Genomic DNA, 13,152 nt, shown 5'->3' on the forward strand with positions numbered 1-13,152 from the left:
GTAAAGTAAAAGCCGCCATTCCTTTATAACCTTGATTAACGCTCTATGATAACCAGATCGATACGGCGTAAATCTTCATCTCCCGGCGTATGTCGGTATCCCATTGCCGACATTACAACCGTTTCCTTCGCTGGTTCAACTGCAAGGCTTTTCTCGCCTTCTTGTGGATCTTTAATGCTCTTGATGTAGAAAACACCGAGACTTTGACCTGAGTTACCACCGATAAGGTCAATATCGAGTTCGCCATGGTGTCCGGTTTTTGCAATGACTTTAAAGGTTCGCTCGTGCCCCTCAGGTATTACTTGGTTATTGATGGAAGCGCCATCTTCTTCTACCCAAGAGTCACGCGTCACTTGGGTGGTGATCGACTGTTGGGTAAAGTTCTTGATAGTTACATTGGCTGGACTTGACATGTTTATCTCCTATAAATCTTTAATCTTCATCGAAATGCCTAGCATTCTGGCAATTGACACGATCAAAGCACTTACAGGCGTATCCCCGACGCCCTATACGCCAACCGCTAAGTACTGGTCATCTCAAGTTAAGACCGAAGAACAACAACAAGCAAGATTTGCCCATAAAAAAATACATTGTCATGACATATCACTTAGGACTGCTGAATAGTCATAAGCTGTTAGGTCACGATCAATCGATACAAATACGCGTCACTCGCCCCATACTGAATCCGTTTGATTCTTTGAAAACCCTGTTTCTCGTAAAACCGCTGCGCGCCGACACTGAACGTGGGAGTTTCTAGTTCGATCACTTCTCCCGGCAGTACGTGTGCCTTAAGAAATTCGAGTACCATCTGACCCATCCCTCGCCCTTGATAATCTGGGGCGATAAACAGCCTTATCAACTGGAGGATGCCGGATTGGTATAAAAAGTAAAACCCGCCCACCCGCTGACTGTTTTGCTTAATCACATAATATTGGTAACAGCTTGCGGCGTATCGTTGATGATCATAACTATCGTAACCAGGCGGTCCCGACCCACAAAGCGCGCGGTCAGACGCAAATGCGCGTATTTGCAACCGTACAAGTTCATGCATGTCACACTCATTTGCCTTTTCAATCAAGCACACGTCATCACTCACTTCTTTCACCATACCAAGCAGCTGTGGTCACGCCTCTTTGCAATCACGAATGGGACTCATGGTTGCTCTATCTGCTTAAAGTTGAAATTCAATAGCTGAGATTTACTGATTGGCGTGCTCGATTCAGCAAAGAAAACGTGTCGCGCTCCCGCCCCTAGTGTCGCTTCGCGGAAAGCACGTACCTCAACATTAGTAATTCCACCTTCAATTTTCTCGATAAATTGAACAATCGCTATTGGCGATAGAGAAAAAATACTTTTAGGTAATAGTTCATCGAGTACCTCTTTTAAACAGCGTTCAATGGCAAAGAACTCACCCATTAAGGTTCTTGGATGCGATAGCGCTGCACATGTCCGCACAATCGAGCTATCCGTTTCAAGATGTGTTGCTTTAACTTCACCCTTTTTAATTTGCAGATGCACATGATTCTTTTTGAACACTTAAACTCCTTGGAAAAATGGCACACATCATTTTTAAATATTGGTCTTATCAACATTCTTAATGGTTACCTGCGCACCCGTTTGACTGTTGATTGTCTTATGGTACCGACCATTAACGAAATGTAGTGCTGAATAATCACTTATCCCATAGCAAGGCATGTTTATATGATGATTGGCGAACTGAGAAAACAGCTCAGCTTTTTCGTCACTCCCCGTATAATGCGCTGATGCAAGACCTTGGACAAAGCTAAGCCCCTCGATAACGGAATACTTCTCAGGATCGCTATCTGTGATCCCGTAGTCGAACCAACATATTGCCCCCGCACTCATACCACACAATATGATGCCACTTTCATAGCAATCTTGAAGTAGTTTATCTATTCCCCACGCTTTCCATACCGCTAACATAGAGCGTGTATTACCACCGCCGACATAAATTACATCTTGCTCTTGCAGATGTGTTCGCCAGTCTAGGTTGGCTTTAAATAATGGAAAATGACTTAAGCGGCGACTGAGTTTGGACTGATAAAAACGGTCGATGGCTTCCTCAGCATCCCCAGTGGCAGTGGGAATATAGCAAACTTTCGGATCGCTTTTCCCAGTTAACCTGAGCGCATATTGATCTAATTCGCTTTGCTGCTCTCCCATCATCCAACCACCACCGCCTAACGCGACAATATGTTTATCCATGACATGGCCTGATTATTGACTAAAGTTCCTTGTGTCTTAAAAAGTATCAAGGAAAGACGTGACATCTTCCCTTCGCGTAAAATGAAATTTTACACCATCAAATTTTTCGAATAATTGGCGATGATAGCTGTGTGAGCTCTTTGATTTTCTAAAATAATACTCGGAGGCCCATTGGATTAACGCTTGAAAGTTGTTTTTCGCTAACTCAGCATTCGCTTCTTCGCTAACATTTTGACCTCTTAAACGTAACGATTCTTCGCATTTGGTCCAGTCTATATCAATAAAAATCAATGTATCAGCAAACTCAAGTAACTCTTCAACGAGCGCACCAAAAACACCTTCGACAACCCAAGCATCCTCTGATGATAATTGTTTTAAATCGTCATCAATAAATTTTGCTGGCCGTTTCTTGCTATATCCACCTGGCTCCCAATAAAAAGTGTCTAGATTGACGTCTCTAGCACCAACCTTGGCTGACAGCCGAGCTGATAGCCAACTCTTCCCAGCCCCTGAGTTACCTATTATGACAACTCTTTTCATACACGGTTATCCATTTAATTGTCGCCACTTAAAAAGGAAAACGACAAATTCTTCCCGATGTAATCCATCTTAAAATATTTGTCGTCAATGCTATTATGCCCTTGGGTCCGGGATGGTTTTAAAGGTAGCGTCGAAAACCTTGTTGTCACCCTCAGAGAGCTTTAACTGATAACTAAGTGATTTTTCATAAAACTCTATAGCTTGGGCTCGTTCTCCTGTGATCAATAGTGAATGACTTAAGACCGCATTCGTGAATGCTTGAATCCAATTCGCTCCTTGTCCGTCAAAGTAGGAAAATGCCGCTTTCGCAAATTGGATACACAGTGGAGAATCATTGATACAAAGTGCTCTTGCTATTGCTAAATTGGCAAGTTCAATATTCTCTTGGGTTCCTACTTCTGACCAATGATACAGAGAGGAAAATGCAACAATTAAAAGCTTTTTCTTCTCTTCTTGGCTCAGGTCTGACTCCGATAACGACCAAAATTCATTGTTGCTTTCAATTGCGAAGTATCGGTTAAAGCGGGAGATTTCTTCACTATTTGGCTTTGCCATAAACATTCTTATTAATATAAATGATATAATTATAACCCACCCAATGCTTAGCAATAGGTGGTAACAATATACACTTCATAGTTATTAATCACACTTCAGAAGCATATACACAAACTTCCCTTTCCTGTCCTTGCATACGATTCGATTCCCTACCTATGTATGTGATACCTAATTTTTTAATCACAGACCTTGAGCGCGAATTTCCAACTAGATGTGTCACTTTTAAGCGCTTCAATCCATAGTGTTTTTTAGCAGAATCTATTAAACAACGCGATGCCTCTGTGGCATAACCTTTTCCCCAGTAAGGTATACCCAACCAATAACCAAGCAGGCCAGTACCCTCCTCCAATCTTGGAAAGCTCACCGCCCCAATGAGTTCCAACGTGGTTTTTAACGTGATGGCATAAACCACACCTTGGCCACTTAAAAACAACGACTCATGGGTTCGTATCCAATTTTCGGCATCAGAAATACTATATGGATGGGGAATATTTGCGGTCATTTCCGATATTTTCTTTTCCCCAACCAGTTCGGCGACACGTTCCGCATCATTGAGAGAAAACGGCCTCAATATTAACCTGTCACTTTCAAAAATTTTTTGCATTATACCTCCTTAAAAATGAAACGAGCATTATAAAAGGTCAAATCGCATGATTCCTAAAGGAAATTCAATTGTCCAAATAGATTTAAACCTAAATGTTACTATTGAAATTCGTCACCCTGATTTTTTAAGGTTTTATGCCCGCACCTTGTACAAACTTCATATCGATCGATTAAGTCCAACGATGCACCAATAGGGCTAGCAACACCACCAAAGAAACCGTCGAGAAAAGCCTTAAACTGTTCTTTTTTACTTTTCCCATATTTCGAAGGCTTTTGCTTTATGATTTCTTTATGCTCAGTTACTTGCCCACAATTCTCACAAAATATACTATTCATTCTAATTCCTTAGGGCTTTTAAAACCGCATTCATTATTCGATGCATCTAATCGCTCCATTCAACCACTTTCACTTTGAAGTCTGGTGGATATTGCGCTGTCTTTTTACCCGTTTTATAGGCTGGCATGCTGACCTCCTCAGGTCGTCGATGCGTGTCCAGTAAAACGGATCAAGTCCAAGCCCCTTATTGAGGCGTTTGTTATAGGGATTTTGCTAGGTTATTTAACTCGTTTCCACGCTCCTGCGTGGGAACGGGAAGTAATGTCTAATGGCCCTGTCACGGCAGGCAGCGGTGAGTCGCAGTAACAGACCTTCTCTATGTGTTTGCCGTAAGTAATGACTTAATGGCGGAAATGACAGAACGAAGTAGACATCTTTGTTGCTCGAGAGCATTGGCTTCTGGCGCAGCCAAAACATGCTATTGCCTATTGACCGGAGAAGAGCTCATAGGCGTTAGTTGCCCATCTCAAGTCCGAGTGCTAACATTTGTACACACAACAGCAAAGGAATACATCATGGACACTAGAATTCAATTTCGTGTTGATGAAGAAACAAAACGCCTAGCACAACAAATGGCTGAGAGCCAAGGGCGCACACTGAGTGATGCTTGCCGTGAACTTACTGAGCAACTCGCTGAACAACAAAGAAAAACATTATCTCACGATGCGTGGTTAACTGAACAAGTAAACCTAGCATTTGAGAAGTTTGACTCAGGAAAATCCGTTTTCGTTGAGCACCAAGCTGCTCAATCTCGAATGGAAGAGCGTAAAGCCAGAATCCGTAATCGAGGCAAGTAATGATTTTATGGGAAGAAGCGTCACTTAACGATCGTGAAAAGATCTTTGAGTTTCTCTATGACTTCAACCCTGAGGTGGCAGACAAAACTGACAGCCTCATTGAAGCAAAAGTAGAAAACTTGCTTGAACAACCTTTAATGGGCGTACAACGAGATGGCATCCGCGGACGATTACTCATTATTCCTGAGATTTCGATGATTGTCTCTTACTGGGTCGAGGGCGATATCATCCAAGTTATGCGTGTACTCCACCAAAAACAAAAATTCCCTACGGATTGATTGCTTCCTCTGGACAACTAACGAATGACATGGATTCCCCCTTTTGAAGATCTGCCACATTTAGGTGAAGCCTTTGGTAACGGAGGTAACCATGTCTGCTCAGTTCTTTTGTGGCGTTGATCTCGCCAAGCACCATTTTTCTCTTCACGCGGCGGACGACCACGGAAAAGTCATTCTCCATAACTCGTTCCCACGCTCCTGCGTGGGAACGTGAAGTAATGTCTAATGGCCCTGTCACGGCAGGCAGCGGTGAGTCGCAGTAACAGACCTTCTATATGTGTTTGCCGTAAGCAATGACTTAATGGCTGAAATGACAGAGCGAAGTAGACGACTTTGTTGTTCGAGAGCATTGGCTGCTGGCGCAGCCAAAAAATGCTATTGCCTATTGACCGGAGAAGGGCTCATATGAGTTAGGTTTTTACTCAAATAGTTCGTTAAACTTATCTGTATCCCACATAGAAACAATTGGTGAGTCTGATACTACCGCTTTACTAAAGCCATACTTTTCATTTTGACTAACGAAAGCTATGGGAGCATTTTTATAAAGTAAGGCTACTGAGTTACCATCTGCCGACCATAAGAAGCTAAAATCTTGCTCTGCTGTTTTTGGGATAACTGCTACTTCAGAAGCTAGACCTTCATGTAATTGCGGCGGTTCTCCTGCCCTCATTTTCTGTTTCCAAGCGTCCTCGGATACAGGAGCATACTGAATGTATGCGACAGCGTCTCGTTCTGGCTGTTGAGTCTCTGGCTTAGTTAAGTAAAGCACTCCAGATTGGTCAAACTCATCGAGAATTGCATAACGATCAGACACTTTATTATATGAGCTTAAAAACAAACCCTCAGACATTACTACTCCTGACATCAAAGTACACAAGATAAATATTACTTGCTTCATGTTACTCCGAAAACCTAAGGCCTCAAACACCGGCGCAGCTTCGCTGCGTCCGAGTAATTTGACTTGTTAGTTTTTGTTTAAACACAAAAGAACTTTTCATCCTCATCAAGAGATAAGATTACATTTTTGGATATCTTCTTGTAAGTTTCTTCTGATATTTTATCTGATAGCATTGACAGAATCTGTTGACCCGGTAGCTTCTTTGCTTCTTTGAAAATATCTTCAATCTGTTTTTTGTCAATATCCTCAATACTGTCATGAWATATAAAATTTGGTCGATTCAGCTTTAACTCATTAATAGCATGTATATATGCAAAATCAAAAGCAATGACTTCAGCTTTCTTTTTCCCACCCTCAGGATTAGTTGCTGAGTTATTGAGTTCTATAGAACAAATACCGCTATCCTTATTGAATTCTAAATCTATGCTGTATTCTTCATCGTGAAGACTTTTTGTAAGAGATCCTAAATGTGTATTGAATTTCTTCTCAAACTCATAAACATTGTCAATCTCTTTGGAAATAGCCTCAAGGATTTTTTGCAATTGAGCTTCAGCTTCAGTTTGATCTAATTTTGCCTTGGACTGCTGTTCCATTAGACCTTCTAACTTTCCAAGCTCAACTTTAAGCTCACCAAGACGTTTCAGATTTTTAGTCACATTGTCTAAGCTTTCCTTGGACCTCATATCAGAAAAAACTTGTAACTTATCTTTCCGTATTGAACTGAGCTCTGCTTGAAGACCTTCAGATTCCTCATTCAATTGGGGCAGGTCAATCGTAAGAAAGTGCCTCTTTTTTTCAACGAGGTTTCTATGGAACAAAATAACGTCTTCAAGTTCTCTTAAGGCTCCATCAATTGCTACACCAGAGAAACTATATATAGCTTTAAGCTCGTTGATTAAATAACCATTTTTGTCTTTGGATAATAGCTCGATAGTATGATTGATATTGTCTACTTTTCGCTGTATTGATAGAAGTTCTTCGGTATATCGGTCTTCTTTTACTTGTAGTTCTGAAAGCCTTTCTATTGGATTCGAATATTCTGACGAGTATTCGAATGTTAAAAGGTTGCTCTCTAGCTCTTTAGCATCTGCCTTATATTTCTTGATCTCACTTTTTGGCTTTTGCTCTTTCACTAGAGCATTGATTGAAGTGGCATTCCTTTTTCGTCTATTAACCAGATTCGTTGCATCTCTTTTCTCTGTAAGTAGAGACGTATTATTGAAACCGAAAAGGTATAAAAAAAGTTCGCTATAATCTTTTGGACCTTGTCGTTTATCAAGAAATTTGGTCGTACTTAACATTCTATGACTGTCATTTCTAATAAATTTAGGCGCTACAGCTCGAACAGAAGGCCTTCTAGTAGATATATTAAAGATTTTATCCTGGATAAATGACTCATATCCCTTTTCTTCAACAATTTCACCATTTACCCAGAATTCAGATTCTCCACCAATACATAGATTTCGAGAAATTTGATTTATTTTGTTCGAGAAGTCAAAAAAACTGAGAGAAGCAGTTACAACATTGTTCTTAAAAAGCGCTTCTATCTCTAGATTTGGCTTTTTGAACTCTTCATCGATGTAAATATTGTCTATGCTTCCTAGCATTAGAAAATCAACCACTCTTGATAATGTTGATTTTCCGACGCTGTTCCCTGTACGACCAGAATTGGGCTTGTTTGTGATGAGGTTAAGGCCTGTCTCGAATTTAACCAATCTTTTTACTTCGCTATTTATCTTTATTTCAAGGCTATCAAGCTTCATTTATAAAAACCTCTGTTCCATTAATCCCAATAGCCTTAATTGCAAACAACCAATCTAATGACAATATAATGTGATCAATCGATACTTTTAGTTCTGAAGAACAGTCAGTGAGTATCGTATCCAAGGACGGATTTTCCTCTGCCAATTTCTTTAGAATTTTTGCCCCGATACTTACAACATTTATCTCTGGGTCACAACCATTTCTAGGAATCATAAGTTGGATTTTCCATAATTATGCACTCAATAAAAGCATGAGCGACGACGACATTCACGCCCAATTCAACATGCTCTTTGTAAGCTGGAGTGTTTTTTGATTCAAWTACAGTATTTTTTAATCTTTGAATAATAAAATCTAAAATAAACTCTGAATTTTCTCTGATTTTAGCTATGTCTATATCGCAAGTTAGATAGTCGATCTCAACAGCGTCTAAAGCAAGATAATATAAATCGTTTAAATTTTGCAGGATTGTATCTTTTCCAAAAGTTATCAGTGAATCTATCTCGAGATAGGCTTCTTCTACTTTTGAGGAATGATCTAAGTATTGCTTTATGATATGGCTTTTAGCTTTAAGATTATTGTGTTGAATCTTCACAACTGTTTCAGAAGACGGGCGTCTTCTGCTTTTCTTAAACGTAAACGGCTTGTTAGCTAATGACTTTAGCAACTCATTTATAGCCGAGCTGATCTCATATTCGGGTGAATCCCCGATTATGATATTTCCAGCATTACGTTCAACTTGAACTGTTTTATTTACAGGGGGGTTACCCCCTTCATTTCCTATGGCCAAGATTCAGTCCTTACATGTCAATTTTCATGCCGCCAGAGTTGTTCTTTGTATATACATTCTTCTGGCCGTTTTGCATAACACTATCCTGACTATTATCTACTGTTGAATTCTTAGTTATTTCACCAATTTTTATTTTCAACTGTTTATTTTTCTTTGATGTAATCACAGCAAACACTGTACTTCCTACAGTACATAGCCAAGCCAGCGTGACCCCAATGTCTGATTTTACAAATTCAATGAAAGTATCCATTTCTATCCTTATTGATAAATGATGATGTTGATGAGAAAACTAACGTCCGCTTAAGGGGCAGCCAACGCAACTACCAACTTGCCGCATAATACCGTAATCACACAAACCAACGCATGATAAAAATGCCACGCGTTGGCTGTCCCTCTTGAAGCGTTTGTTAGCTTTGCTTCCGAAGTAACGCAAATTCATATTCTCCCCTCGGAATATATTGAGCGCTACAATGATGGCAACTGAAGATATCTAGATTTCTAATCACTTCTTCTGGTATAAAAATATCTTTGTTGCATAGCTGGCATTTAACGTCATAAGTATTGCAGCTCAGCTTAATTTCTTGTTTTACGATATCTGCCTTCACAGTAAGCAATGCACCACATCGAAAATTACTACATTTCCGAGTTTCTCCGTCTCGTACATTTTTTAGAGAAAATGCTATATCTTGTTGACATGCAGGGCATTGTTTAATGTCTATATTTTTATAACTTATCAATATGTTATTTCTTGTATATTGCTTGAGTTTTTCAGCAATATCACGTAAGTCTTTCTGTATGTTTCGATGCATTGCCTCAATAGCTTTCTGAGGTTCAACCAAATGCAAAAAATTGCCGAGTTTATTGTAAGTTTTGTGCAACCACTGCACTGGAGGGAGCTTCTGTTCTCCAAAAAATAACCAACCAGACTCAGGTGGTTTACTAGAATGCGACAAATTTACTTCGACTACGCAGTCGGAGGCGGAAAGCTTATCGAATTCAGCCAACATTTTTAGCGCTTTTGTAGGTTGCCACGTGTTTACGATAGTGTTTGGTAGACACTCAATGCCATGAAGCAATTTCTGATACACAATAGCCTCAATACAAAACCGTAATTCTAAGCAAGCATATACATGCTCAACTGAGTTATCAGATTCGAGCAGGTTCAATGCTCTCTGTAGATGCTTGTCTTTATTGTATGCATGAAATACTGACATATTACTCCTAAAAGCTAACATTGTATTAGTACGCATGCTCGATTTCTCAAAACCGTTATACGCAACTTATATTGTCTAAGCTTCTGTTATTATAGAAATTTTTCGTCATTCCGGCCTGTCTCTTTTCCGAGAAAGTGTGCATGCCGCCTATCTCTGGTAATCCGTTCACACTATCACCACACCCAATTCTCTAATCTATTGATTATATTTACTTTCTTTTTTCGCGTTCTGGGATAGTGTGAATGAGCGCCGACAAAGCGAGCACTCAATTGGCGTGCTTCCACCGATAAGCTGGTTATCCATCTAGTATTTCCCACGCTACCGCCGATCAGTTTTCGGTACCTAACACACCTTTCCGTCAGCATTGTCAGGCTAGCTTATCAAAGCCATGCTGATTTTTTCGTGCTTAATTGCCCAAAATGTTAGCGATGGCAGGTTTTGTGCGGGGGCGTGGCTGCAATGGCTTTGCCTACAAAAATAATAGGATCAGGGAGTTATCGCAGTAATTTTATGAAACCAATTTAATATATGGCGAGTATTGGTCTATTTTCCCACACAACACGGAGACGTTGTTATGCGACATCACGCCATATATAAGCAGGGATGGCGATCCCTTTTCGCACTTTTATCCACCACCGTCGCGCTATCGGCAGCAAGCGCTGAAGGCACTCAAGATACTATTCATGATCCTTGGCTTAAAAAGGTTGTCGCGCTAACAGGAAACCACAAGCCCGACAATCCAGACCCTACCAGCTATGGCATGGACCCTAAAACGGGTCAGTTTATTCATCCTCAGCGAACCTACCATGCCTACACACCCAAGCCATTTGATGGGTTACTCGATTATTGGGATGACAAAACGTATAGCAAAAACATGACGGTAGAGGCCTATTACCCCATCACGGTTGAGCCCTTCCACACGTGGCAAAATATTGTCGATTTTGATGGCAGGCGGTATCTGTATCAGTATGTGCGGCGCGATCTAAAGATCTTTGATATTACAAACCCAAAAGATCTGAAGTTGTTGTATACCCGCGGTAAGCAATGGGGGCCAAATGGGCCTCAAGGGGAAGAAGTGAACCCCTATCCCACTGGTGATATGTTTGGCGCGGCCAGCATACAGTGGAGCGAGGCTCGACAGAATTATGTGATGGTGCAGGCCTTTGAGATCCGTCGCTTCGGGCTATTGAAAGATAAATTCACCCAGCCGGAAAAAGTCGCACAAATCCGTCATGCCAAGCATTTAAAAGGATTTAAGGTGTATGACATGCATGGCCCACTTCCGGACCAATGGACATTAATCGCAGAGCGAAGCACCGATATTAACCACCCAGACGCTAAGGTGGGTGAACAACAAGGGTCGGGCGTGCGCGATATTCCCACTTGGTTTGGGGGAAAGACCATGATTGTTGCGGCCGCACCCGATGCCAGTTATGCATTAACCGAATATGGCAATGATTTATATTCCGCGGGTTATCAATCGTGGGATATGTCTGATCCGGCCAACCCAATATTTATGGATCAATTGGCAGTGCCGGGGCAAATTCTTAACCAACCTGCGCATCAAAAAGCGTATCTCAATAACCCTCGCGCAGGGAATCGTACCTCTTGGATGGGCGCTCGTATGTCGCTGTTTATTCCGACACCGGTCGAAGAAGGCGGGAAATATGGCTATGCCGCGATGGGCGGGCTTGGTTTCTATGTGGTCGATATTTCCAATCCAGAGCAGATGCAAGTGGTGAGTCACCTTGACTTTGAGCCCAGCGTAGCGGGGACAGAGGGCGACTTTATCGATGTATCCCAAGTCGAACAAACAGGCCTCGTCTACTTTAGCGGTTATCCACTTAATGAAGAGTGTTTTGAACCCTATAAAGACGTGCATATTATTGATGTGTCGGATCCCGCGCAGCCGAAAAAAGTCGGCGTGTTACCACGTCCAATCCCACCGAAAGAGGCTGCTTTTACGGATTTTTGTCAACGTCGCGGCAGCTTCGGCCCAAAACGTACCGGTGCTTACACCCAGCCCGGTATCGGCCGCCAAGGTATTCTTCCTTATAATTTTTATAACGCTGGCCTGCAGGTATTCGATGTTCGTGACCCACAACAACCTGCGATTGCGGCGTACTTCGTGCCGCCGTTCAAGGAAGATGAAGTTGCCAGTTATGCGATGGGGAATTTGTCACACAGTGTCTATGTGGAATATGACCGTAACTTATTTTGGCTGTTCACTAATCACGGGATCTACGTGCTCTCTTCGCCGGTGTTAGGCAAGCCATCCTTTGCACCGCCTGAGCAAGCCTGGCCACCTCGTCCTGCCAGTGCGCGTAATCCCCAATAAATGCTTTTCATATAAATGGCTTAGGTGTCGCCGGCTGGCTGGCGACATCTTTTCAGTCGTAAGGCCTTGTTTTGCTCGCCGTCGAGCGTCGGTCCAAACTCATGACTCCTTCTCGTTACCGATAAAGCGGTATACGAAAGCGCCCAATATCGCGCCAGCGATGGGGGCAACCCAGAATAACCACAATTGTGCAGTGGCCCAATCGCCCACGTAAAGCGCTACCCCTGTACTACGGGCCGGGTTCACCGAGGTGTTAGTCACGGGAATACTAATAAGGTGGATCAACGTCAAACACAGCCCAATGGCAATCGGTGCAAAACCTTGAGGGGCGCGTTGGTCGGTGGCACCGAGGATCACCACTAAAAACATCATGGTCATCACCACTTCCGAGATCAGCGCCGAGGTTAAGCTATACTGGCCCGGTGAATGCGCACCATAACCATTCGCGGCAAATCCATTCGAGACATCAAATCCGGCTTGTCCACTCGCAATCAGGTRCAACACGCCACCAGCCGCTAACCCCCCTAAAACTTGGGCAATAATGTAAGGGAGCAGTTGATTAGCGGGAAAACGCCCTCCCGCCCATAAGCCAATGGACACCGCTGGATTAAGGTGGCAGCCAGAAATATGGCCAATGGCAAACGCCATGGTTAATACAGTAAGACCAAAGGCGAGCGATACGCCGAGCAACCCAATCCCCACTTCTGGAAACGCAGCAGCCAATACCGCACTACCACACCCGCCCAAAACTAACCAAAATGTGCCAAAAAACTCTGCACCATACTTATTCATCCGTGTCTCCTTTTTTTGACTCGC

The 13,152-nt window shown here is 42.2% G+C and carries 18 protein-coding genes and 1 pseudogene; 4 read left to right on the plus strand and 15 right to left on the minus strand.

The genetic code is table 11. The features are described from left to right. Positions 1 to 35: 35 nt before the first annotated feature. The 8 genes from BZG84_RS06065 to BZG84_RS06105 form a co-directional block, all read right to left on the minus strand. The gene (locus tag BZG84_RS06065) at positions 36 to 413 is read right to left on the minus strand and encodes a hypothetical protein (RefSeq protein ID WP_069589419.1); all 378 of its coding nucleotides are present in this window, start codon (positions 411 to 413) and stop codon (positions 36 to 38) included. A gap of 221 nt (positions 414 to 634) precedes the next feature. Then, the gene (locus BZG84_RS06075) at positions 635 to 1,051 is read right to left on the minus strand and encodes a GNAT family N-acetyltransferase (RefSeq protein ID WP_241825761.1); all 417 of its coding nucleotides are present in this window, start codon (positions 1,049 to 1,051) and stop codon (positions 635 to 637) included. 101 nt (positions 1,052 to 1,152) lie between these two features. Beyond that, positions 1,153 to 1,536 (minus strand): hypothetical protein, encoded by a 384-nt coding sequence (locus BZG84_RS06080; RefSeq protein WP_077457227.1) that lies wholly within the window; start codon positions 1,534 to 1,536, stop codon positions 1,153 to 1,155. Positions 1,537 to 1,569: 33 nt separating this feature from the next. Then, positions 1,570 to 2,226, minus strand: a complete 657-nt coding sequence (locus BZG84_RS06085; protein ID WP_077678047.1) for a Type 1 glutamine amidotransferase-like domain-containing protein — start codon at positions 2,224 to 2,226, stop codon at positions 1,570 to 1,572. A gap of 36 nt (positions 2,227 to 2,262) precedes the next feature. Then, positions 2,263 to 2,766 carry an AAA family ATPase gene (locus BZG84_RS06090; protein WP_077481920.1) on the minus strand — a complete coding sequence of 168 codons (504 nt, stop codon included), beginning with the start codon at positions 2,764 to 2,766 and terminating at the stop codon, positions 2,263 to 2,265. Positions 2,767 to 2,859: 93 nt separating this feature from the next. Further along, complete coding sequence (locus BZG84_RS06095) at positions 2,860 to 3,321, minus strand: hypothetical protein (RefSeq protein ID WP_077481924.1); 462 nt, start codon at positions 3,319 to 3,321, stop codon at positions 2,860 to 2,862. An 88-nt stretch (positions 3,322 to 3,409) separates the two neighbouring features. Beyond that, positions 3,410 to 3,925: a GNAT family N-acetyltransferase gene (locus BZG84_RS06100; RefSeq protein ID WP_077481373.1), complete on the minus strand. Its 516-nt coding sequence runs from the start codon at positions 3,923 to 3,925 to the stop codon at positions 3,410 to 3,412. Between the two features lie 98 nt (positions 3,926 to 4,023). Further along, positions 4,024 to 4,260: a hypothetical protein gene (locus BZG84_RS06105; protein WP_077481371.1), complete on the minus strand. Its 237-nt coding sequence runs from the start codon at positions 4,258 to 4,260 to the stop codon at positions 4,024 to 4,026. Between the two features lie 515 nt (positions 4,261 to 4,775). Here BZG84_RS06105 and BZG84_RS06110 point away from each other — a divergent pair. The 3 genes and pseudogenes from BZG84_RS06110 to BZG84_RS16445 form a co-directional block, all read left to right on the plus strand. Beyond that, positions 4,776 to 5,057: a type II toxin-antitoxin system RelB/DinJ family antitoxin gene (locus BZG84_RS06110; RefSeq protein WP_069586513.1), complete on the plus strand. Its 282-nt coding sequence runs from the start codon at positions 4,776 to 4,778 to the stop codon at positions 5,055 to 5,057. Beyond that, positions 5,057 to 5,335, plus strand: coding sequence for a type II toxin-antitoxin system RelE/ParE family toxin (locus BZG84_RS06115; protein ID WP_074214686.1), 279 nt, complete (start codon positions 5,057 to 5,059; stop codon positions 5,333 to 5,335). Before BZG84_RS06110 ends, BZG84_RS06115 begins: the two co-directional genes overlap by 1 nt. A gap of 91 nt (positions 5,336 to 5,426) precedes the next feature. After that, positions 5,427 to 5,534: pseudogene (locus BZG84_RS16445) on the plus strand (IS110 family transposase); the annotation flags it as partial. A gap of 219 nt (positions 5,535 to 5,753) precedes the next feature. Here BZG84_RS16445 and BZG84_RS06125 read toward each other — a convergent pair. The 6 genes from BZG84_RS06125 to BZG84_RS06150 form a co-directional block, all read right to left on the minus strand. Then, a complete protein-coding gene (locus BZG84_RS06125; RefSeq protein ID WP_241825762.1) occupies positions 5,754 to 6,233 on the minus strand; it encodes a hypothetical protein in 480 nt (159 codons plus the stop codon). 77 nt (positions 6,234 to 6,310) lie between these two features. Next, a complete protein-coding gene (locus BZG84_RS06130; RefSeq protein WP_077678049.1) occupies positions 6,311 to 7,996 on the minus strand; it encodes a DUF2326 domain-containing protein in 1,686 nt (561 codons plus the stop codon). After that, the gene (locus BZG84_RS06135) at positions 7,986 to 8,210 is read right to left on the minus strand and encodes an ABC-three component system middle component 6 (protein ID WP_077481363.1); all 225 of its coding nucleotides are present in this window, start codon (positions 8,208 to 8,210) and stop codon (positions 7,986 to 7,988) included. The genes BZG84_RS06130 and BZG84_RS06135 overlap by 11 nt, the downstream gene beginning before the upstream one ends. Continuing rightward, complete coding sequence (locus tag BZG84_RS06140) at positions 8,200 to 8,784, minus strand: ABC-three component system protein (protein ID WP_108743596.1); 585 nt, start codon at positions 8,782 to 8,784, stop codon at positions 8,200 to 8,202. The genes BZG84_RS06135 and BZG84_RS06140 overlap by 11 nt, the downstream gene beginning before the upstream one ends. 10 nt (positions 8,785 to 8,794) lie before the next feature. Then, positions 8,795 to 9,034, minus strand: coding sequence for a hypothetical protein (locus tag BZG84_RS06145; RefSeq protein ID WP_077678050.1), 240 nt, complete (start codon positions 9,032 to 9,034; stop codon positions 8,795 to 8,797). A 157-nt stretch (positions 9,035 to 9,191) separates the two neighbouring features. Beyond that, positions 9,192 to 9,998, minus strand: a complete 807-nt coding sequence (locus BZG84_RS06150; RefSeq protein ID WP_077481359.1) for a hypothetical protein — start codon at positions 9,996 to 9,998, stop codon at positions 9,192 to 9,194. Between the two features lie 574 nt (positions 9,999 to 10,572). On the opposite strand from BZG84_RS06150, the gene BZG84_RS06155 reads away from it, so the two are divergent. After that, positions 10,573 to 12,336, plus strand: a complete 1,764-nt coding sequence (locus BZG84_RS06155; RefSeq protein WP_077481357.1) for a hypothetical protein — start codon at positions 10,573 to 10,575, stop codon at positions 12,334 to 12,336. Between the two features lie 99 nt (positions 12,337 to 12,435). Here the strand turns inward: BZG84_RS06155 and aqpZ are convergent, their stop codons facing one another. Then, positions 12,436 to 13,128: an aquaporin Z gene (gene aqpZ / locus BZG84_RS06160; RefSeq protein WP_077678051.1), complete on the minus strand. Its 693-nt coding sequence runs from the start codon at positions 13,126 to 13,128 to the stop codon at positions 12,436 to 12,438. Between the last annotated feature and the right edge of the window lie 24 nt (positions 13,129 to 13,152).

This window comes from Salinivibrio sp. PR932, from assembly GCF_001996125.1.
GTDB lineage: Bacteria > Pseudomonadota > Gammaproteobacteria > Enterobacterales > Vibrionaceae > Salinivibrio > Salinivibrio proteolyticus.

Bases quoted from the DNA above. Each gene is read 5' to 3' on its own strand.
- BZG84_RS06125 (WP_241825762.1), bottom strand. From the start codon at position 6,233: ATGAAGCAAGTAATATTTATCTTGTGTACTTTGATGTCAGGAGTAGTA.
- BZG84_RS06145 (WP_077678050.1), bottom strand. From the start codon at position 9,034: ATGGATACTTTCATTGAATTTGTAAAATCAGACATTGGGGTCACGCTG.
- BZG84_RS06150 (WP_077481359.1), bottom strand. From the start codon at position 9,998: ATGTCAGTATTTCATGCATACAATAAAGACAAGCATCTACAGAGAGCA.
- BZG84_RS06075 (WP_241825761.1), bottom strand. From the start codon at position 1,051: ATGCATGAACTTGTACGGTTGCAAATACGCGCATTTGCGTCTGACCGC.
- BZG84_RS06090 (WP_077481920.1), bottom strand. From the start codon at position 2,766: ATGAAAAGAGTTGTCATAATAGGTAACTCAGGGGCTGGGAAGAGTTGG.
- BZG84_RS06085 (WP_077678047.1), bottom strand. From the start codon at position 2,226: ATGGATAAACATATTGTCGCGTTAGGCGGTGGTGGTTGGATGATGGGA.
- BZG84_RS06105 (WP_077481371.1), bottom strand. From the start codon at position 4,260: ATGAATAGTATATTTTGTGAGAATTGTGGGCAAGTAACTGAGCATAAA.
- BZG84_RS06095 (WP_077481924.1), bottom strand. From the start codon at position 3,321: ATGGCAAAGCCAAATAGTGAAGAAATCTCCCGCTTTAACCGATACTTC.
- BZG84_RS06110 (WP_069586513.1), top strand. From the start codon at position 4,776: ATGGACACTAGAATTCAATTTCGTGTTGATGAAGAAACAAAACGCCTA.
- BZG84_RS06155 (WP_077481357.1), top strand. From the start codon at position 10,573: ATGCGACATCACGCCATATATAAGCAGGGATGGCGATCCCTTTTCGCA.
- BZG84_RS06115 (WP_074214686.1), top strand. From the start codon at position 5,057: ATGATTTTATGGGAAGAAGCGTCACTTAACGATCGTGAAAAGATCTTT.
- BZG84_RS06135 (WP_077481363.1), bottom strand. From the start codon at position 8,210: ATGATTCCTAGAAATGGTTGTGACCCAGAGATAAATGTTGTAAGTATC.
- BZG84_RS06100 (WP_077481373.1), bottom strand. From the start codon at position 3,925: ATGCAAAAAATTTTTGAAAGTGACAGGTTAATATTGAGGCCGTTTTCT.
- BZG84_RS06065 (WP_069589419.1), bottom strand. From the start codon at position 413: ATGTCAAGTCCAGCCAATGTAACTATCAAGAACTTTACCCAACAGTCG.